The 19,877-nt window shown below is 34.0% G+C and carries 20 protein-coding genes and 1 pseudogene; 2 read left to right on the forward strand and 19 right to left on the reverse strand.

Translation table 11 applies throughout. The annotated features are described in order from the left end of the window. Positions 1-23: 23 nt before the first annotated feature. From FAF07_RS18695 to FAF07_RS12100, 6 genes and pseudogenes are all read right to left on the reverse strand, one after another. Positions 24-284 carry a transposase gene (locus FAF07_RS18695; protein WP_221930751.1) on the reverse strand — a complete coding sequence of 87 codons (261 nt, stop codon included), beginning with the start codon at positions 282-284 and terminating at the stop codon, positions 24-26. A 149-nt stretch (positions 285-433) separates the two neighbouring features. Then, positions 434-967 carry a hypothetical protein gene (locus FAF07_RS12090; RefSeq protein WP_246067694.1) on the reverse strand — a complete coding sequence of 178 codons (534 nt, stop codon included), beginning with the start codon at positions 965-967 and terminating at the stop codon, positions 434-436. Beyond that, positions 968-1,021: pseudogene (locus tag FAF07_RS19100) on the reverse strand (hypothetical protein); the annotation flags it as partial. Continuing rightward, positions 1,014-1,601, reverse strand: coding sequence for a transposase family protein (locus FAF07_RS12095; protein WP_142785348.1), 588 nt, complete (start codon positions 1,599-1,601; stop codon positions 1,014-1,016). The gene FAF07_RS12095 and the pseudogene FAF07_RS19100, both read right to left, overlap by 8 nt. 331 nt (positions 1,602-1,932) lie before the next feature. Further along, positions 1,933-2,058 (reverse strand): DDE-type integrase/transposase/recombinase, encoded by a 126-nt coding sequence (locus FAF07_RS19105; RefSeq protein WP_221930754.1) that lies wholly within the window; start codon positions 2,056-2,058, stop codon positions 1,933-1,935. Beyond that, the gene (locus FAF07_RS12100; RefSeq protein WP_221930755.1) at positions 2,031-2,273 is read right to left on the reverse strand and encodes a hypothetical protein; all 243 of its coding nucleotides are present in this window, start codon (positions 2,271-2,273) and stop codon (positions 2,031-2,033) included. The genes FAF07_RS19105 and FAF07_RS12100 overlap by 28 nt, the downstream gene beginning before the upstream one ends. 342 nt (positions 2,274-2,615) lie before the next feature. Between FAF07_RS12100 and FAF07_RS12105 the strand changes: the two genes are divergently transcribed. Beyond that, positions 2,616-3,035 (forward strand): CBS domain-containing protein, encoded by a 420-nt coding sequence (locus tag FAF07_RS12105; RefSeq protein WP_142785349.1) that lies wholly within the window; start codon positions 2,616-2,618, stop codon positions 3,033-3,035. A 188-nt stretch (positions 3,036-3,223) separates the two neighbouring features. Beyond that, the gene (locus FAF07_RS12110; protein ID WP_142785350.1) at positions 3,224-3,640 is read left to right on the forward strand and encodes a CBS domain-containing protein; all 417 of its coding nucleotides are present in this window, start codon (positions 3,224-3,226) and stop codon (positions 3,638-3,640) included. Here the strand turns inward: FAF07_RS12110 and rpe are convergent. The 13 genes from rpe to FAF07_RS12175 form a co-directional block, all read right to left on the reverse strand. Next, positions 3,637-4,299 (reverse strand): ribulose-phosphate 3-epimerase, encoded by a 663-nt coding sequence (gene rpe / locus FAF07_RS12115; protein ID WP_142785351.1) that lies wholly within the window; start codon positions 4,297-4,299, stop codon positions 3,637-3,639. The two genes, FAF07_RS12110 and rpe, sit on opposite strands and share 4 nt — an antisense overlap. 3 nt (positions 4,300-4,302) lie before the next feature. Next, entirely contained in the window at positions 4,303-4,695 is a 393-nt protein-coding gene (locus tag FAF07_RS12120) for a BLUF domain-containing protein (protein ID WP_142785352.1), read from the reverse strand. A 314-nt stretch (positions 4,696-5,009) separates the two neighbouring features. Further along, on the reverse strand, positions 5,010-5,873 hold the full coding sequence (locus FAF07_RS12125) for a sigma-70 family RNA polymerase sigma factor (protein ID WP_072402889.1): 864 nt from the start codon (positions 5,871-5,873) through the stop codon (positions 5,010-5,012). An 81-nt stretch (positions 5,874-5,954) separates the two neighbouring features. Further along, a complete protein-coding gene (locus FAF07_RS12130; RefSeq protein ID WP_142785353.1) occupies positions 5,955-6,329 on the reverse strand; it encodes a hypothetical protein in 375 nt (124 codons plus the stop codon). A 72-nt stretch (positions 6,330-6,401) separates the two neighbouring features. Continuing rightward, positions 6,402-7,403, reverse strand: a complete 1,002-nt coding sequence (locus FAF07_RS12135; protein WP_142785354.1) for a hypothetical protein — start codon at positions 7,401-7,403, stop codon at positions 6,402-6,404. 877 nt (positions 7,404-8,280) lie between these two features. Continuing rightward, entirely contained in the window at positions 8,281-9,789 is a 1,509-nt protein-coding gene (locus FAF07_RS12140) for an SLC13 family permease (protein ID WP_142785355.1), read from the reverse strand. Between the two features lie 53 nt (positions 9,790-9,842). Next, positions 9,843-11,774, reverse strand: a complete 1,932-nt coding sequence (gene nagB, locus FAF07_RS12145) for a glucosamine-6-phosphate deaminase (RefSeq protein WP_142785356.1) — start codon at positions 11,772-11,774, stop codon at positions 9,843-9,845. 5 nt (positions 11,775-11,779) lie between these two features. Continuing rightward, positions 11,780-14,377, reverse strand: a complete 2,598-nt coding sequence (locus tag FAF07_RS12150) for an exo-rhamnogalacturonan lyase family protein (RefSeq protein WP_142785357.1) — start codon at positions 14,375-14,377, stop codon at positions 11,780-11,782. A gap of 10 nt (positions 14,378-14,387) precedes the next feature. Then, positions 14,388-15,245: an ROK family protein gene (locus tag FAF07_RS12155; RefSeq protein ID WP_142785358.1), complete on the reverse strand. Its 858-nt coding sequence runs from the start codon at positions 15,243-15,245 to the stop codon at positions 14,388-14,390. A 17-nt stretch (positions 15,246-15,262) separates the two neighbouring features. Further along, a complete protein-coding gene (locus FAF07_RS12160; RefSeq protein WP_142785359.1) occupies positions 15,263-16,504 on the reverse strand; it encodes an MFS transporter in 1,242 nt (413 codons plus the stop codon). A gap of 65 nt (positions 16,505-16,569) precedes the next feature. Continuing rightward, positions 16,570-17,463: a PIG-L deacetylase family protein gene (locus tag FAF07_RS12165; RefSeq protein ID WP_142785360.1), complete on the reverse strand. Its 894-nt coding sequence runs from the start codon at positions 17,461-17,463 to the stop codon at positions 16,570-16,572. A 6-nt stretch (positions 17,464-17,469) separates the two neighbouring features. Continuing rightward, a complete protein-coding gene (locus FAF07_RS12170; RefSeq protein WP_142785361.1) occupies positions 17,470-18,378 on the reverse strand; it encodes a PIG-L deacetylase family protein in 909 nt (302 codons plus the stop codon). Between the two features lie 107 nt (positions 18,379-18,485). Beyond that, positions 18,486-19,877, reverse strand: a complete 1,392-nt coding sequence (locus FAF07_RS12175; RefSeq protein WP_142785362.1) for a RagB/SusD family nutrient uptake outer membrane protein — start codon at positions 19,875-19,877, stop codon at positions 18,486-18,488.

Consider the following 19,877-nt stretch of genomic DNA (forward strand, 5'->3'; position numbering starts at 1 on the left):
TCTTCCTCATATTTGGGGAAACATCAACCAGTTTGAGATAATATCACCTTCTTACGCAATAGATCAAAGCTAGCCCTGCCATACATTTGTCTTTTTATACTCTTTATCCGGTTTACATGGCCTTCCACAGCACCATTGCTCCAGGGCATGTTAATTCCGTTTTTAACGGCTTTAATATCCCTCAATAAACCATTGGCAAAAGAGGTTAAGCCCGGCATTTTGTATTTTGAGCGTTTTATAAATTCAATCCATCGGTTTATATTGCCACATCCTCTTTTTAACATCGTTTTGAAAATCTGCACCAATTTTCGAATGACCTGTAGTTCTGATATATTATCTAATAGTGTTTGTGGATACTTTCGCTCATCAGGATCTTTAATAACAGTTAAGCAAGAACCAATATATTTAGCCAGTGTCCTTGAACTTAAGGGTTTTATATAGGGGATTTTTGAATTTGTGCAAAATCCGGCGTGGATATTTCAAATCTTTCCTTTATGATATTTATATTGTGGTAAGCCTGCGTTCTACTTCCTTTGTATCCCAATTCATAAATCTCGTCTATTATATCTTTCATCATATATCCTTGGTCATTTAATCGAGCAACAATGTGCTGGGCAAATAACTCAATATTGGTTGACTTAGAGCTTATTCTGGGAGGTAATGATTCTAGTGGGAGATATGAATGAACAGTATTACGGCTTATGCGCAAATCCCTTGCAATCTTTCGTTTAGATATGCCCTTAGCCTGTAATTCCTTAACCTTATTGAAGGTATCCTGCCTCTGGTCTACTTTTATTTCAACTATTTTTTGGACTTTTGATAATGGTTGCGACTTTTTTCCCTTATCACAGCCTGCATTCTGACCATCGGACATATTTAAAAGCCCATTGCTTTTATCTTTAATAAGCTTTTTAATTTTTGGATTCACACTTTTGAAATACTTGTCCAAAGCATCGGATAGGTTCATTAATAAATGAAATCGGTCCGCGACCTGTTCAGCATTTGGACAAACTTCATTGATAGCAGAAGCATACGAACTGGCCCTGTCTCGAAGGTAAAATATCAATAGGCTTTGAAGTCTCCATATCAATGAGGATGGTTCCGTAACTTATCCCTTTTCGGTATGCAAAATCATCAACGCCAAGCACCTTTGGCTGTATTATTGGTGGTAGTTGTTGTCTGTGGACTATTCGTGTAATGGTTGGGCTGCTAACCGAAATTAGTAGTTGTTTAGACAGTATACTGCCCAGTTTTCCTGTTAATTCAATTGACAAGGCATCCAGTATCTTTGATACCCTTTTTGTCCTTCTTGAATACCTCAGAATATATGGTGTTTGTTCTGAGAATACTTTTCGGTTACATTGTGGGTTTTGGCATTTAAATTTGCGCGTCTTTAGGATAATAGTGGTTTTGTTTTGAAATACTGGAAGATCTGATAGTGTTCGGGTATAATGATCGTGGACTTTATTGCTATATTTTTCACATTTCGGACATTTTGATCGCTTAGCTTTTACTGATGCGTATATTTTAACAATGGAGCAAGAGTAATCAATATTATTTACAATTAGCACAGGCATGCCAATCAGTCGTTTTATGGTCATAAGTAGTTGTCTGATAACTACTTAAAGATAATAAATATGGTCTTACAAAACAAAAGAATATGCTTTTATTTATCTGACTATCAACAATATAAGACGCCAACCAATGTTTGTGGATTTCCCCAAATATGAGGAAGAACCACTTTTACCGGATTATCCATTTTGAGCGCAAAAAACGATTCAGATAATGTGTGTCAAAGTTTATAGACTTTTCAGAAGTAGCCTAAAAGTAAAAAGGGAATCATTTAAAAACGATTCCCTTTCAATATTATATTTTTCTTTCAATAGCTTTTCTAGAAACTCAATTTTATCTTGTTCTGATTTTAAAAGACCGTTAAAAAAGACGTTCAAAAGAAATTCTTCTTTTGGTTAACAAGAAATCAACTGTATTGCCTTGTTTGTCGACTGCTCTATATAAATAGTGCCATTGACCTATAACTTTGATATAAGTTTCATCCATACGCCAGCGTTTACCAACGCTTTCTTTCGTTTATTAAATTCTTTTTCTAACAGTGGTGTAAACTTAAAAACCCAACGTTGTATGGTTGCATGGTCAACATTGACCCCTCTAATGGCCATTAGTTCTTCAATATCTCTATAACTTAATCCGAATCTGAATTTAAAATACACAGCTTGAAGAATAATTGCCTTTGGGAAGCTATGACCTCTGAACATATTTTTTGTTGCTAAAGATAAATGATTAGTTTTTTCTTATTTAGATGAGACAGAACCCTTTAATTTATACATATATATTAATATGGTTTTTCGTTTAAATTCTTAAAAAGCTTCAATATTTGGTTTGAAGTCAGGTCTATATGGCTCGCAACAATAATCCTAATATGTTATTTAATAATGTATTAGGATTTTTTTATTTCCTTTTTTTACAAGGTTTGGTTGTCAATTCCCTTTATAAATCGAACTACTATTTCCTTCCTTTTAGATATCATGACAATTATCATACTTTGTAAGTCATGGTTTTCATATTTTTAATGGTATTCAATAAATAACACCTTAGATATGATACGAAAAGCGCCAGTGTCTATGATTATGACTGAAAATGTCATTACACTTAATAGAGGAGATAGTTTGGAAAAAGCAGAACAACTTTTTAAAAAGAATAAGATTCGACATATTCCAGTTGTAACGAATCAAGTCATAATTGGAATGCTTAGTTATACCGATTTATTGCGTCTAAGTTTTGCTGATGTCACAGATGACTTGGATGATGAAAAAGGGGTGTTGATATATAACATGTTCACGATAGACCAGGTTATGAAGAAAAAAATAGAGTCCGTGTCTTCTTCAAATTCAATAAAGGAAGTGGCTGAAATTTTAGCCGGTAAAGAGTTTCATGCATTGCCCGTAGTAGATAATAATAAGCTTGTTGGAATTGTGACCACAACAGATTTGATACGTTATCTACTAAAACAATTTTAATATCAAGTGTGGTGTGTTATGTTTTTCTGAATATTACAATCGGATAGTTTTTAAAAACCATAAACAAAACCTCTCAGTTATAATTGCACTATAAATTTTAAGATATGAAACATCCGTAACTAAAACTTGATACCCAAGTGAAATGATTAAATGGATGTCGCATGTGACCAATAAAAAGCAATAAACACATGAAACAACGAGAACCCGTATCAACAATAATGAGCACAACCCTTATTGCTTTAACAAGAGCTGATGATTTAGAAAAGGCAGAAACGCTTTTTAAAAGACATCATATTAGGCATATTCCTGTAGTTAATGGTGAAGCTGTTATAGGGATATTGAGTTATTCAGATTTGCTCAAAATTAGTTTTGCAAATGTAACTAATGATGAGCATAATGTAGAATCTGTAGTTTATAATATGTTTACGATAGAGCAGGTGATGGTTAAGAATGTTGAAACTATAGGTAGTGACACCCCAATTAAAGAAGCTGCCGAAATTTTATCTAAACGTGATTATCATGCCCTACCAGTAGTGGATGATGAGACTTTAGTGGGTATGGTGACCACTACAGATTTATTAAACTATTTTGTCAATCAGTTTTAAGAATTTGCAATAGATCGCAAATTTTTTATGGTATCCATTTGGTTTGGGCTTTTAAAAACAAAACTTCCCGCAACCAAAACATCTGCTCCCGTTTTGGCTAAGGCGGTCGCATTTTTGTCGGTAACTCCGCCGTCTATTTCAATTAAAGTATGGGCTCCTTTTCTTTGTATTAATGCTTTAAGCTGTTCAATTTTATTGTACGTATGCTCAATAAAACTCTGACCTCCAAAACCGGGGTTCACGCTCATAAGGCACACTAAATCAATATCGTTAATAGTGTCTTCTAATACATTAATATTGGTATGTGGGTTTAGGGCAACACCAGCCTTCATACCTTCAGCTTTAATGGCTTGGAGCGTTCTGTGTAAATGGGTACAAGCTTCGAAATGCACGGTTAGGATATTGCTCCCTAAATCGGCAAAGGTTTTTATGTACCTATCTGGATCAACAATCATTAAATGTACATCAATCGTTTTTTTTGCATGTTTCGTAATAGCTTTTAAAACAGGCATTCCAAACGAAATGTTTGGTACAAAAACACCATCCATGATGTCAATATGAAACCAATCTGCTTCACTTTCATTTACCATATGTATATCTCTCTCAAGATTGGCGAAATCTGCGGCTAATATAGAGGGTGCTATTAATTTTGAGCTCATAATTTACAATAAGAAAGGTTCTATAATTCTTGAAACAGGTTTAGCATAAGGTGAATTGTTTTGATATAAATACGTTTTTAAATCTGCTAAATTACTTTTTGATTTTATGATGCTAAACCCTGAATTATATTCTTTAAAAATACGAACTTTATTTTTTTTATTGAGTATAATAATGATATTATGATGTCTATCGTCCATCTCAATTTTTTCCATTAAAGATTTTAGTTGTCTTTCTTCACCTTCCAGGATTTGAAGAAAGTTCCCTTCTAGGTACAGTAGGATGCCGGTAATTGAGTTCAAATGGTTAAGTGTTTTGGTAGATTCAAATAATGAATTTAATTCATCTTCTTGAATGGTGTGTGATGCTGAACTCACATAACAAATCGTGTAAATCATAAATTTGGGATTTAAATTAAGTTTAATAGTACTACTATAAGTCGCTGTATATTTCTACTTAAAAAGGGGGGGTGGTATGCGTTCAAAAAGAGCAACAGGTTAATCATGTTATAAATGTAAACTGAACTAAACTGGCAATGGTGCTCTAATGCTAAAAAATGTAGCTGAATTGCTTCATTAGTGGGTAGAAGTAATATGGCAACGTGGAATATAAAAACAAACCCCCGGTAATCAGCCGGGGGTTCTTTCATCAATCAAAAAACGAACAGTTATGTGTAACTGTTTGTCGTCGTAATTTAGTAGTATTTACAATACTATCCTAAATATGTCTTTAATATTTTACTTCTAGACGTATGCTTTAACCTACGAATAGCTTTTTCTTTAATTTGTCTAACACGCTCACGGGTCAAGTCAAAGGTCTCACCAATTTCTTCAAGAGTCATTGGGTGTTGATTGCCCAATCCAAAATAAAGACGAATGACATCAGCTTCACGAGGTGTTAAGGTTTCCAAAGCGCGCTCAATCTCGGTGCGTAAGGATTCGTGTAATAATTCTCTATCTGGATTTGGTGACTCTCCACTATTTAATACGTCATATAAGTTTGAATCTTCACCTTCAACTAAAGGGGCATCCATACTTACGTGGCGTCCAGAGTTTTTCATAGACTCTTTAACATCATTAATAGTCATATCCAACTCTTTTGCAATCTCTTCTGCAGAAGGTGGACGCTCATGACTTTGCTCTAAGAAGGCAAATGTTTTATTGATTTTGTTGATAGAACCAATTTTGTTCAACGGCAAACGTACAATACGAGATTGTTCTGCCAAGGCTTGAAGAATGGATTGACGAATCCACCAAACGGCATAAGATATAAACTTGAAACCACGCGTTTCATCAAAACGTTGCGCAGCTTTAATTAACCCTAAGTTACCTTCATTAATTAAATCGGGTAAAGTAAGACCTTGATTTTGGTATTGTTTAGCCACAGATACTACGAAACGTAAGTTAGCTTTGGTCAACTTTTCTAAAGCTAATTGATCGCCAGCCTTAATGCGTTGTGCTAATTCAACTTCTTCATCTGCGGTAATTAAATCTACCTTTCCAATTTCTTGAAGATATTTGTCTAAAGAAGCGGTCTCTCTATTGGTAACCTGCTTGGTAATTTTAAGTTGTCTCATCTAAAGTTCTCCTGTAAATTTAGGGTGAATAATCCTTTCTGTATAGTTATACGTAGAAATATCAAAAAATGTTACAACAAATTAAATTTTTATTAAACTTTTATTTGTTAGGTTGATATCTTCCAACATGGTATTTGTAAATTGAAAATGCCCTCGTGAGGTAATAATTCTAAACCGATACGATTTTAAAGCGCTTAAAGTGTTTAAAAACAAAAGTTTAGATTTTAGCAATTTAGGTTTTTCTGATTTTAAACTAATATCAAAAATGTGTTTCCTACCTTCCTTATCTGCCGTAATATCTGGAGTAACGGTAATGTCACTTCCTGCCTTATGATAAGATTTTGGGGTAGGGTAGCCTTCTGTATCCGCTTTAATATTTTCAAAACCACGGTTTTCTAAATAGGTAATTGAGTCGTTTAAAATGTCTGAGTATTTCTCTTTGTCTGCATGAATCATAGCTAATAATATAACTAAAAAAATTGAGACTTCCAAATGGCTCGGGTTTTAAACTTTTGTCAAGTAATCAATTTACTCAAAATCAAAGGCATCGTTGTCCATAATAATGCGTTCTCGAAGTCTGTTTATTTTTTGATGCATCCTATTAAAAAACAGGGATCTGTCTTTTTCACCGGCATTTACCAACAACTTTGAAATACTCATTTGTTTTTCGAAAAATTCAAACATCAATTCACATGTGGGTTGATGCTCTATCTTAAAATAACTGATGACAGTAAAGGGTGTGAAAAATATTTTTTGATGAGGGGTTTTAACCATAATGGTGTTACTCATGGTATGAATATCATTAATATATAAATTATAAAAAGCCTTGTTTTTAGAACCAATTAACGATTGTAGTATGGCCTGTTTTTCGACATGGTGAATCACATCTGCAATATCTGTACATATAAGTAAGGCCAATTCTTTAGAGAGGGTGCCTGCTTCGAAATAATACAGCACTTGCTGTAACGTGCCGTTTATAGTCGTATTGTTCCAAATTTCTGAAATGTTAATGTTTTTGTAAACCTCACCAAGCTTAAAGGCATTTTCCAGTAAAGATTCTGGTATGTCTTTTATAAAGTCGTCAAAGGTAAGTTTGTTTCGTGTCATTTCTGAGTCTACATCCTTTAACCAAACATATATTTTATACCGTGATAAAAAGGAGTCTTTAAGCGTATGAAAGAGAGGAATATCTTTTGCAGAATATATAATAGATGCGCTTTTTAGTTTGGTTAAAGGAAACACATTGTTATAAGATTCTTCTAACCATTTGTCTAGACCTTCTTTATTATGTATTGGTGGCGATAAATCGGCAAGAATGGTAGTTTGACTTCCAACTTCAAATAATTTGTTTAATGAAATTTTGTAGTGCTTCGCAAGTTTTACACTTTCTTCTAAAGATAGGCTGGTTTTTAAATTAATTCTTCTGTAGGCAGCATCGTAACCAATATCTAAAACACTTGCTATGCCTTCAACAAACGACGTGCTGTCTTGTGCTTTTGCTTTTAAGTACTGGATGAATTTATCTTGCATTTTTTCAAAAATTACAAGTAGGATGTAGAAAGGTTTTGTGAAAAATAAGAAAAATAAATCAATTTTCAAGACGATTTACTAAACACTTCATTAAAAATCACAAATAGTTTTGGGCAACTAATAGATTGTATATTTGGAATTTAATCCATCAAACATGAAAATCTTTTTCAAAATCCTTCTGTTCATTTTTTTCTAATGATGACGATAGTGAATCCTGTATTGAACGGTATAATGTTTATATAGTATGATTGTGACAAAAGTGATGCAACATGTAAAATATATCATTTAATTAATAAGGAAATCTATAATGCTATATTTTGATTTACTTCCCATAAAGGCCTTCGTCGTTATCTTTTTTTGATGCTTGGTGTGATTCAATATTCAGATTTGATTAGACTTATAAAAAAAAGGATGCTTTGGCGTCCCTGGTTTTATGCAGTCGTTCAAAGCTGAATGTTGTTGTTTTGCTGTCAAAAAATGGTGATGATGGTGGCTCGGGACAGTGAATTAAAAACCTGATATGTGAAATCTTAAATAGCAGAAAGTGGAACTAAATGCATTAATGGAATTCCGAACGAGCGGACTTAATCTCCGATTTTGGCTTTACTTTCAGCTAACTCTCCCCGATACTCTGGGAAGGATAGTCTGCCCTGAGCGAAGTCGAAGGGATCTATTTCAAGCCATAATCGGAGATTTGTGTAACTCACCAGTATCATAAGGTATAGTGGTACTATCTGGCAATATAAAAAATGTGGATGACCGTAATTTATTTTTATTGAATTTAATTATGCATACTTTGTTTCTGTTTTCTATTAAATTCCATTTGCTGCGCACAGCAATTCATTATCACTTAGTACTTATTCTTTCATGCTATCTTTTAATGTTCTGGGTTTGTGACGGCCTGATTGGCCCATTCTGGGAATACTCTTGGGTCAATATCAAAGATTAAAGCCCCCCAAGTTAATGTTAAAATCGTAATTATAATTATTGCAAAAAGATTAATAAATAATCCAGTTTTAATCATTTGTGCCATTTTCAATTTCCCTGTACCAAAAACTATGGCATTTGGTGGTGTTGCAATGGGAAGCATAAACGCCATCGAAGCTGCTAATGTTACTGACAGCATTATTAATAACGGATTAATTTTTATTTCAGTAGCTAAACCTGAGATTATTGGTAACATCATTTCTGTTGTAGCCGTATTTGACGTAAATTCGGTTAATAAGGACATTATTACCGTTAAAGATGCTACGAGCATTGTTGGCGAAAAATTCCCAGCTCCTGCTAATAAGTTTCCAATATAATTGGATAATCCAGAATCCAGAAATCCTTTTGCCAAAGCAAACCCTCCTCCAAATAAAAACACAATATGCCATGGTAACTTTTGAGTAATTTTCCAACTAACTAGTGCTTCCCTCTTTTTACTAGATGGAATAATAAATAATAATACGGCCACAAAAATGGCTACAGTACCATCATTTATAAATTTCGGGTTTTTAAGTAATGTACTCCAGCCTGGAGTAGTCATAAACCCTAAATCAATACGTTTTCTAAACACCCATAATAAAGCTAAAAGTATAAATAACCCAAATACTCTCTTTTGCTCTGGAGTCACCTTCCCTAGCTCTTTATATTTATCTATAAAAAATGACTTCTCTAATGTCTCAATTTTTTCTTTTGGTCTATAAATATAATACAAGAAAAACAAGGTGAAAATAAAAACTATTATAGTAATTGGAAATGCAAAAGTTAACCATTGTCCAAATGAAATTTCTGGGGCTGCTGGGAAAATAATTTCGAAAATTCTTAAAAATGAAAGATTAGGAGGCGTTCCTACCAAAGTTGCAATGCCTCCTATGGAACATGAATATGCTATGGCTAACAATAAACCAGAAGCATAAGTACTTATTTTCCGTTTCCCATGTACTTCTTCTAATGCCGCTGTAACTGAGAACGCTATTGGCAACATCATCATAGCGGTAGCTGTATTAGACATCCACATTGATAAAAATGCCGATGAAAACATAAACCCAAATAAAATCATGAATGGTTTGCCCCCAACAATTGACAACACTTTTAACGCAATTCTTTTGTGAAGATCCCATTTCTCCATGGCTAAGGCCATAATAAATCCGCCAATAAATAAAAAAATGACATAATTTATATAAGCACTAGAAATTGCTTTACCATCTAAAACACCTAAAACAGGAAAGAGTATTATTGGCAATAAAGATGTTACCCCAATTGGTAATGCTTCACTTACCCACCAAAAAGCCATAAGCCCTGCTATAGCTGCGGTATAGGTTATCTCTGGCTTGCCTGGTTGAAGGTCAATAAAGAAAATCATTCCAAAAAAAATAAACAACCCAATAATAATCAATTTCATATTAATGGTACCTTTTATATGTGAAGTAGTCAATATAGTATATGGTTTAAGTGCTAAAGTATCATTCTTTTAAAAGCCTCCATAGCTGAGTATTCTGCCATTCCAAGGGCTTGATAATTTAATGCGGTATTCGTGTTCCTATCCTCTGCACGTACCCAAAACTCTCTAGAATCATCACCTTGAAACATTACTCTATCCTTTTGAGATTGGAGGTAAAAAATAGCATGCCGTTTTTTTATTACCTGATCAGGGCTTAACGGTATTGCCATATCAATTTCATGTATTTTCCACTCATCCCAGGCACCGCTGTAAAGCCAAATCCAACAATCTTTAAAGAAGGGTTGGTTCTTTAATTCTTTTAAAGCCAATTGCAAGGCATCTAAACATGTTCTATGCGTGCCATGTGGGTCAGATAGGTCTCCAGCCTCATAGATTTGATGAGGTTTAATCTCTTTTATTATATTGACCAATAGCTTAACATCTTCCTCACTTAATTTATTTTTTTTCACAGTACCCGTCTCATAAAATGGCATTTTTAAAAAATGCACATTCTTTTCCGGAACACCCAAAAAACGCATCGCCGCTAAAGATTCTTTTTCCCTAATAATTCTTTTTAAGTTACGAACGGCAGGAGGGGCAATTTTGGTTGCTTCATGCCTTTTTGTAACATCTATAATCTGTTGAACCACTTTTTGCACAGATGTTGGCAATATTTCTTTACAAACTTCAACATATTTAAGAGCCTCTTCATCAGTTACTGCTATATTACCCGATGTTTGGTACACCACGTGTACTTCATGACCCTGTTCCACTAGTCGGTCTAATGTTCCTCCCATAGAAATAACATCATCATCCGGATGTGGACTCAAAATAAGGACTCTCTTCTTTTTTGGGTTGGCTCGTTCTGGTCTGTAAGTATCATCAGCATTGGGCTTTCCACCAGGCCACCCAGTAATGGTATGCTGTAAACAATTAAACATCCAGAGGTTTAGATCATAAGCTGAGCCTTCTTGTGAGAGTAAATCGGCCATTCCGTGATTGTTATAATCTTTATCTATAAGTTTAAGTACAGGCTTTTTAACTTTCCCACATAGCCATATTATAGCTTTGCCTTTTAATTCTTCATTCCATACGCAACTGTTAACAATCCAAGGTTTTTTAATTCTGGTGCATTCTGACGATGCTCCTTCATCCAACACAAAGGTAGTATTTGAATGCTCTTGGAGATAGGAAGCAGGCACATCGGATGTAATTTCTCTTTCAATAGTTTTTTTTACAATAATTGCTTTATTGTGTCCCCAGGCCAATAATACAATCCGCTTTGCTTTTTTAACTGTACCAATACCCATTGTAACGGCTTTTTTAGGCACGTTATCCATTCCTAAAAAAGATGGGGCAGCATCAACTCTTGTTAAATGATCTAGGGTAATACTTCTTGTCCCTGAATTGTAATGTGAACCAGGTTCGTTAAATCCAATATGCCCAGTCCTTCCAATTCCTAAAAGCTGAAAATCTAATCCACCATATTCTTTAATTTTTAAATCATAGTTTATACAATATTGGTGTAAATCATCTTGTAAAATTGTTCCGTTCGGAATATTAATATTTTCAGCGCTGATATCTATATGGTTGAATAAATGTTGGTGCATAAAATAATAGTAACTATGTACACTATCTTTATCCATTGGATAATATTCATCTAAATTAAAAGTAACCACATTATAAAAACTCAATTCCTCTTCTTTGTGCATGCGAACCAATTCTTCGTAAACTTTTATTGGAGAAGAACCTGTAGCGAGACCCAAAATACAAAGTTTATTATTTTCTTGTTTACTTTTAATTAATTCAGCCATTTCTGCCGCTACACAAATTGATCCTTCCTCTGAATTTGAAAAAACGACATTATGTATTTTTTCAAATCTTATATCTTCAAAAGTACCAGGTTGAGAAAACTTAATTTTGGCTTGAGTCTCTGTGGTTTTCATCTTAATTATTTAGCTTGGTCTATATAATATAAGAGATAAGGGATGTTATAGGCATGTGTCCAACCAAAAACTCTTAACCCATTATCAATTTTCCATATAGTATGTGCTCCATCTTCGCCAGTTGGTAATTTAGAAATATTTAATAGTGCTTCACTATATTCTTTTTGATTAGTGAAATTATCATTTAAACGATCAACTTTCAACACTTTAGCTCTTTCAAGGGCCTCATCTAAGTAAATTCGATTCCCTGTAAACTCATATCCCAGAATTAAAGAGTAAATGGTAGCTAAGTAAGATTCCATTTCATGATTTAAAGGTGGTAAATCTTTTACCCAACGAGCATGATCTACTAGTGCTTTTTTAACACTGTTATCATTCGTTAATTGCCAATATTTATATAAGCCTTTGGTAGCATAATTCTGACTATATCCATATCTATCCAATATAAGATTTCCCCCTTGCTCTTTTTGCAGAGAAAGTAATACTTGAATTCTATCATCAAGTTCCTTTTTGTATTTCTCCAATTTAGTGGCATCATAAATTTCAATTAAATTTAGGATAGACAAGTAAAGTCGCCTCCCCCTTAGATCGTGATCTCCCCAAATTCTATTTATATAGGTGTCACCAGTCATTTTTGCTACTTCAAGGGCTCTTCCATCTCCGGTTATATAATATGATGCAATCCAGCCTTGAACCCACACATGAGCACTCAGCAGCGCAGACCAATGCTCCCTGCCATGTCTTCTTCCTATGCCAAGATATGGAGTTGATGCTTCTTCATCTTCATAATTCCAATAATCAATGGCATCATTGTTTTCTCCTATATATTTTCGTTTTTTTGGCCAATGAATATTATCAACATCCATGGTATGCTTACTCATATTTTGAGCGGCATAATAATATTCAGCTTTTCCTGTTCGCATAAAATTTGTCCAGAACATAAAGTCTATAGTAGGCTCATTATTATTCCACATATACCATTTTCCATTAAAATAATAAGCTTTACCATCACCATGATCAAACATCCCATACCAAGCTTCCCAATTTTGATTATAAATCCACCAATCATATTTATATTGAAGGGCATTTTCATATTCAGGATGTTTCTTAGAAAACGGCGCCATATTTCCGTACACCTTAGAACCTGTATACCATTCGGCGGATGTATGTGCAACCGGCGATTTTAACGAATAATCCATAATGTTATCTATTTCACTACCTGTTGCTTTATTATGAAAATAATAAATGAATTCTGTTGTTTTAGCAACACCTTGTGCGAAATTGCCCAGCATACCACCATCTTTCTTAGTGTTTTTTCTTTCAAAACTCATCGGATCAGCATCGGTAGGCCATATATACCCGGTAACTGTCCCTGTTTTTGGATCAATTTGTAATTCCTTTGGATATTCTTGAAAGAAATTCTTTATTCCTATAGCAATTCCTTTAGAAGAATCTGAGATGTCAATCCAACCTTTTGCTTTTTGTACACTTTCAATTGAGGTTTTATTTTGATACACTTTTGCCTCAAAACCTTTAATTCTCTCGGTTGGAGTGGAAACGCCAGTTGGATTGTTTTGTTTAGGTCCTGTTTGAAGTAATGTTGTTTTCTCTATAAGAGAAGCATCAAATTGAACAATTCTTTCTTTTGAATTTTTTACTGACCATTCATCATCATAAATAGGGGTAAGTACTTGCTGATCTTTATCTAAATGATAAACCAAACTTAGCCCACATCCAGATATTTGATCATTAGGTTGCGTCCATCCAGGGTCATTAGCAGTATCTTCAGAACATATCTTTTCATTTTGTGTTGCTATGTTATAATGCTCTCCTTCTTGTATTTTGTGTTTATCCGGCACTCCGGTATAAATTAAAGTATGTAGCACCTTGATATATGTCTTACCGGCATAAGCATGGATTCTGATTTCAAATGGAGAGGGATTATTATCTTTTTGATTATAAAAATAAGTTCCTTCAACTCTAAAAATAACATGTAAGGGCCCTGATCCTTTTTCTCTGAATACCTCATGAATCTTTGCATTTGACATATCAATACCAGCATCATCCAAAATATCTAAAAAAGTACCTCTTTTGTTGTTTGGAGCAGATGAAATTAGTTCATTTTTAGAAAATTTACCATCATGATCTGAGTCTAAATGAATTTCATCTAAAAACCCACTTCCCATTTTATTAATACTAAATGACAAAGGCCCCGTATTTACAGTAATACCTCCACGAGGTCTCATATTATTAGATGAGATAATTCGCTCTTTCAGTTTAATTGGTGCAATTTCATTTCCATATTCCAATAAATAATCAGATGATTTTTCTGAAAAGAAAAAGACCCATATCCACTTAATACTGCCATCTGCGGGTTGCCAAGTTGTTACTTCAGTAGTTTGACAGGCTATTTCTTTTCCATTACTACCAAATAAACGTATGTTGTCAACAGAAAATAATTCGCCTTTTGGGAAAGGGATTCCAATTGTAATTGGAGCTCCAATTTTATTATTTTCTATTTTAATAGGTATCTGTTTTGGACTAATTGCATATCCTTTTATTATAAAAAATAACAGTAATAAAAAAATAATTCTAGTTTTCATATTAATTTAGTTAAAGTGGGTAATTTAGTTCTTGCAAGCATAAAGCTGCGGCACCCAAAATGGCCAATCCCGGTTGATTGGATGTCTCTATTTTTAAATTTTCTATTTGTTTTTGATAGGCAAATGACTTTAATGATATTTCTACTGACTGTTTGAAATATGGATATGCTTTACTTATTGAGCCACCCAAAATAATAGCTTCTGGTGCAAACATGTATAAAATATTCTTTATGGCTTCACCAAGATGCAATCCGAATTCTACAAAGGCATTTAAACCTAAGACATCTCCCTTTTTAGCTATCTCACCCAAATCCTTGGCGCTAATGCCATAATTATTAGAGAAGAAAAAGCTACTGGCATATTGCTCAATAATACTATCTTTATAATGTAACATCCCAATTTCTCCAGCACCACAAAGCATTCCATTATATAATCGGTTATTAATGATAATACCCATTCCTAATCCTGTTCCTATAGAAAGACCAATAAAATTTTCATAATTTTTGCCCTTGCCAAATATTTTTTCTCCTAAAGCAAAACAATTAGCATCATTATTTATAAATACCGGTATTTTGTATCGTTGATGTAATATTTTTTTTAATGCAATTTCTTTCCATGCTGGTATATTTTGAACGTCATAAACAATTCCCGTCAAACTATCTACAACACCTGGTACGCCAACTCCGATGCCTTGAGTATCGGTAGTAATTACACTATCTATAATTTTTATAAGCTTATTTATAGTTTCTTCTTCATTCAAACCGATATCAACACCTACACATATTTCCTCTTCAATTGTACTCTTCTTTACTCGTCCTATTTTAAAATTGGTACCTCCAATATCTACACCCAACAATTCTCTGTCCATAATTATTATAGTTCTTTTTATAATTGGATCGTTTTATTATTTACTAAAGGTTTTGCCCAAAACCCAACAGATAGGATGAAAATCAAAGGAATTATCAGAAAAAACATACCAGTTCTTAAATTTGAAATTTCCCCCAGCCATCCCACAATAAACGGAACGACGGCTCCTCCGGCAATACCAGTACATAAAATTCCAGAAAGCGAACCATGATGATTTCTTATAGAATTGAGCCCCAAAGAGAAAATAATTGACCACATTACTGATATAAAAAAGCCGATAAGTGGAAATGCAATTAAAGAGACTTCTGAAGTTCCGGTAAGAGCAAATACCAATGAAATTATAGTAGCAACAGTTGCAAAAATTAAAACTTTTCGACTGTCCATTATCTTTAATAAAAGTAAACCCAACAGACATCCAATAGTAAGCATTGCCCAGAAATAAGCAACCGTATTTGCTCCTACAGTTTGTGCATCTAAACTATGATACTCAAGCAAAAATTGTGAAATCCAATTACCTACGCCCTGTTCAGTACCTACATAACAAAAGATTCCAATAAAATATAGGAGTGTCCATTTATTTTTTAAAAGTTTAATGTATGAACTAGAATCTCCCGCCTTTTCATCTTCCTTCTTTTCAATTTTCGGATATTTAGTAACCAGAACAATTATAAGTAATAAAAATGCTATTATAGAAAACACCACATATAATGACACCCATGGAAGGTTATCTGGTACTAAACTTTTTAAAATAACAGCTACACTATTTTCATCTCTGGTGACATCGTTGACTAGATATTTATATAAATAAGGGCTTAGAAAAGATGCAAGACCAAAAATTAATTGTGCTAAGACTGAATTAAATGCAAAATGTTCTCCTCCTCCTGCAACACGTAACATAGGATTAATGATTACTTGTAAAATAGCCATGCTACAGCCCAAACTAAAAAGGGTAATACTAAAAGCCAGATATCCGGGAAAAATAACGAAAAGTAAAGATGCCAAAATCATGACTAGAAAAGAAAATGCTAAAAGCTTTTTATCACTATATTTTTCGGATAAAAATCCCGCAGGTATAGACATTACACCATAGGCGATAAAGAAAGCAAATGGCAATAAGCCTGTGAGCGTTAGGCTTAAATCAAAACTTTCCCTTACATCAACAATAATTGAATTAAGGATATTTGTAATAAATGATATAACAAAAAATATGAGCATTACTAAGCCTATGATATGGTAATATCTTTTGGAAGTTGTGGTCATTTTTTTACTTTTTTGAAAGGGTTAATAAATTTTTAAAAATTTAGCACATCACTCTAGGGTCAATGCTATTTTTTTCCAATCATTGGAAACAACTGCTTTATTTCTTCTATTGAGGGTTGCTTTCCGTATTCGCAAATTTCAAAAAATTCTACATGATTAATATTTGCGGGATCTAAAGCCGGGTACCATTTTTTTATAGCATCTTTATCATTTTCACTCCAATTTTTTTGAGCCGCATAGCGTTTCTTTAACCATGCTAATTTTTCATCGGCTCCTTTTGGTATTTCACTTTCTTTCATACCATTTGTCCATGGCAACCATTCAAACATTTGTGAATCATGAGCAGCAAGGGCTTTGATTTTTTTATCTACAACATTATCGATAACTACAGCTATATCTTTAGAAAATGGATATGGTTTCTGAAAACGATCTTTCATATAAAGAAAAAGCGGATTTTTTTTAAGCGGTGGAGTATCAGGAGTTACATTCGGAACAATTACCAAATAGGCGGCATCTTGCACAACTACGCCGGCGTTTCTATGATCAGGATGATAATCGTTAGGCCTTAACCCCAATACGATATCAGCATCCCATTCACGTATTTTTCTTATAACTTGATGTCTTACATGTAAGGTTGGAATTAACTCAGCATCATGATTGTCAAGAACATCATAGGTAACACCTAAAATTTTTCCAGCCCTTTGTGCTTCAGCACGTCTTCTTTTTCCTAAAGCACCACCCCCTTCACTTTGGTGACCTGCATCACCATTAGTGAGTGAAACAAATTTTACCTTATGACCCATCTTAGCGAATATTGCTGCAGTTCCTCCAAATTTAGAATCACAATCATCAGGGTGTGCCCCGAAAGCGATTATTTTTAAGGGTTGATTTTGACTATTTTGGGCGTTTGTAAATACGCCTGTAACTAACAGGAGTAATACTATTATTGTTTTTTTCATTATTTTTTATTTAGAATTTAACATGGGGAAAAGTTCCAGAATTTCTTCATCTGTTGGTTGTTTTCCGTATTCGCATATTTCAAAAGCTTCAGCATACTCAACCGAATTACCTACTTTTGTTCCATACCATTTTATAAGAGATTGTCTAATTTCAGACGTAATAGTACCTTTACCACCCCATATTTTTTTGAGATATTCAAATCTCTTGGATTTATCATTTGGAACATTTGCTAAATCACCTTCGGTCCAAGGCAACCATTCGTAAAATTGAGATTCATGGGCGTCTAAACCATTCATTTTTTTATTCAATGTACTTGTAATATCAACAGCAATATCTGGCTGAAAAGTATATGGTTTTTGGAAATGGTCTTGTAAATAAAGAAATACTGGGTTTTTCTCAAGAGGAGGTGTATCAGGAGCAACATTTGGAACAATGACCAAATACGCTGCGTCTTGCACTAATACTCCCGTATACCGATGATCTGGATGGTAATCTACAGGCCTATGCGTAATCACAACATCTGCATTCCAATTTCTTATTTCTCTGATTATTTGGTGTCTTACATCCAATGTTGGGAAGAGTTCAGCATCATGATTATCTAATACAGTATATGCTTCTATGCCTAATCTCTTTGCTGCTTCTTTAGCTTCTGCTCTTCTAATTTTTGCAAGTGCGCCTCCTCCTTTATTAAAATGACCTGCATCTCCATTAGTAACAGAAACAAATTTTACATGATGTCCCATTTCTGCAAAAAGTGCTGCAGTGCCACCAATCTTATTGTCACAATCATCGGGATGCGCTCCAAAAACAATTATATTCAATTCTTTATCAATTTTATTTTGAGCTTCAATCTTCACAATACTACCTAAAAGTATCGTATTTATCCAAGTATATAAAAAGACTTTTTTTATCATAAGTACTACATTTATATGTTATTAAAGTGAGGACAAGCAGTTTCTGAGACTGCTTGTCCATGACTAAGCAAATTCAACTAACTTAATAAAAACATTCAACTTATGACTTAATTACCGTTTTGTACAAAGTTGGGGTTAATATCCATTTCTCTTTGAGGGATAAAAAATAAATTTCTCACCGCTGATTGGGAAATGAAAGGTTCTGCCTCACTGATCTTTTGAGCTGCTACTCCAAATCTTTTCAAATCTGGCCATCTATGATTTTCAAAGGCAAGTTCTACTTGTCTTTCGTGTAATAGTTTTTCCATAAAATTCCCAGGAGTTGATGCATCAATGTCAAGCAACCCTGCTCTGTTTCTTACCTGATTTATCAAGCCGTAGCTTTCAGGTGATTCTCCAATAGCTTCTGCCAACATTAAAAGGACATCGGCATATCTAAACACTATGAAATTAACATCTGAATCATTTTCAGAAGGAGGATTACTTTCATATTTTCTAACATAATTTGCAGTAGTAATAACTCCATCATTAGGATTTACCCAAGTTGTTCCCATAGATGGTTGAAATCTTTGGTCGTTAGCTTTATAGGCATTTTGCATGACTAGTGTAGGACGATTTCTGCCGAATCCTTGTCCGTTCTGTAAAAACCCACTTGGTGAAAAATCATTAGTAAAAGCGCTTCCTTGGTCAATACCGCCACTTATAAATTGTACTTCAAATATAGATTCTGCATTATTTTCATTGGCTGCCCCCCATAAATCTGAATAATTACCTATTAAACTATAATTATAGTCACTGATAATACGTCTTAACACAGTTTCTGCAGAGCTATTATTCCCCATAGTTAATAATACTTTAGCCAGTAATGTAGCTGCTGCCCCTTTTGTTGCTCTTCCTACATCGTTATTCGATACCAAAAGGTTTTGTTCAGCTGTTTGTAAATCAGTTACCAACTGATGATAAACCGTATTTGCGTCTACTTGAATAAGGTCTTCCCCAGGAATAAAAGGTGTGAGTTGCAATGGAATGTTACCATATGCAACAGCGAGATGATAGTAAATCAATGACCTAAGAAATAATGCTTCCCCTATAATTCGATTTTTTAGGGTTGCGTCCATATCTATTGGGTCAATTCTATTCAGTATGACATTACTATTGGCTATAACCCTGTAAGACCCAATCCACGCAGCGTCTATCTGTTCGTTTAAAGCATCTTCAGTAAAAGCATTAATTTCTGTAAATACCCTGGCTAAACCAGTTTGATCAGGACCTTGGTCAGTATTATCACCACGCATTTCGAACATCGTCCAATATGCCCTTCCGTAAACTCCATTATCTTGTAAGCCAGCATAGCTTGCATTAATACCAAAAATAAAATCATTGGCATTATTGTAAAAATCGGCCCCGTTTCGATTTGATGTAGGAGCAATATCTGTAAAATTATCGCTACAAGAAGCAACTATAATTCCGATTATTAAGGTTGTGAATATTTTTTTCAT

The sequence above is a fragment of the Changchengzhania lutea genome, assembly GCF_006974145.1.
GTDB classification, from domain to species: domain Bacteria; phylum Bacteroidota; class Bacteroidia; order Flavobacteriales; family Flavobacteriaceae; genus Changchengzhania; species Changchengzhania lutea.

What these genes read in the sequence shown, in the direction of transcription:
- FAF07_RS18695 (WP_221930751.1), bottom strand. Translation starts at nt 284, where the DNA reads ATGTTAAAAAGAGGATGTGGCAATATAAACCGATGGATTGAATTTATA.
- nagB (WP_142785356.1), bottom strand. Translation starts at nt 11,774, where the DNA reads ATGAAAACCACAGAGACTCAAGCCAAAATTAAGTTTTCTCAACCTGGT.
- FAF07_RS12170 (WP_142785361.1), bottom strand. Translation starts at nt 18,378, where the DNA reads ATGATAAAAAAAGTCTTTTTATATACTTGGATAAATACGATACTTTTA.
- FAF07_RS12130 (WP_142785353.1), bottom strand. Translation starts at nt 6,329, where the DNA reads ATGATTCATGCAGACAAAGAGAAATACTCAGACATTTTAAACGACTCA.
- FAF07_RS12095 (WP_142785348.1), bottom strand. Translation starts at nt 1,601, where the DNA reads ATGACCATAAAACGACTGATTGGCATGCCTGTGCTAATTGTAAATAAT.
- FAF07_RS12135 (WP_142785354.1), bottom strand. Translation starts at nt 7,403, where the DNA reads ATGCAAGATAAATTCATCCAGTACTTAAAAGCAAAAGCACAAGACAGC.
- FAF07_RS12165 (WP_142785360.1), bottom strand. Translation starts at nt 17,463, where the DNA reads ATGAAAAAAACAATAATAGTATTACTCCTGTTAGTTACAGGCGTATTT.
- FAF07_RS12160 (WP_142785359.1), bottom strand. Translation starts at nt 16,504, where the DNA reads ATGACCACAACTTCCAAAAGATATTACCATATCATAGGCTTAGTAATG.
- FAF07_RS12155 (WP_142785358.1), bottom strand. Translation starts at nt 15,245, where the DNA reads ATGGACAGAGAATTGTTGGGTGTAGATATTGGAGGTACCAATTTTAAA.
- FAF07_RS19105 (WP_221930754.1), bottom strand. Translation starts at nt 2,058, where the DNA reads ATGGATGAAACTTATATCAAAGTTATAGGTCAATGGCACTATTTATAT.
- FAF07_RS12125 (WP_072402889.1), bottom strand. Translation starts at nt 5,873, where the DNA reads ATGAGACAACTTAAAATTACCAAGCAGGTTACCAATAGAGAGACCGCT.
- FAF07_RS12110 (WP_142785350.1), top strand. Translation starts at nt 3,224, where the DNA reads ATGAAACAACGAGAACCCGTATCAACAATAATGAGCACAACCCTTATT.
- FAF07_RS12120 (WP_142785352.1), bottom strand. Translation starts at nt 4,695, where the DNA reads ATGATTTACACGATTTGTTATGTGAGTTCAGCATCACACACCATTCAA.
- FAF07_RS12175 (WP_142785362.1), bottom strand. Translation starts at nt 19,877, where the DNA reads ATGAAAAAAATATTCACAACCTTAATAATCGGAATTATAGTTGCTTCT.
- FAF07_RS12140 (WP_142785355.1), bottom strand. Translation starts at nt 9,789, where the DNA reads ATGAAATTGATTATTATTGGGTTGTTTATTTTTTTTGGAATGATTTTC.
- FAF07_RS12105 (WP_142785349.1), top strand. Translation starts at nt 2,616, where the DNA reads ATGATACGAAAAGCGCCAGTGTCTATGATTATGACTGAAAATGTCATT.
- rpe (WP_142785351.1), bottom strand. Translation starts at nt 4,299, where the DNA reads ATGAGCTCAAAATTAATAGCACCCTCTATATTAGCCGCAGATTTCGCC.
- FAF07_RS12150 (WP_142785357.1), bottom strand. Translation starts at nt 14,377, where the DNA reads ATGAAAACTAGAATTATTTTTTTATTACTGTTATTTTTTATAATAAAA.
- FAF07_RS12090 (WP_246067694.1), bottom strand. Translation starts at nt 967, where the DNA reads ATGAACCTATCCGATGCTTTGGACAAGTATTTCAAAAGTGTGAATCCA.
- FAF07_RS12100 (WP_221930755.1), bottom strand. Translation starts at nt 2,273, where the DNA reads ATGTTCAGAGGTCATAGCTTCCCAAAGGCAATTATTCTTCAAGCTGTG.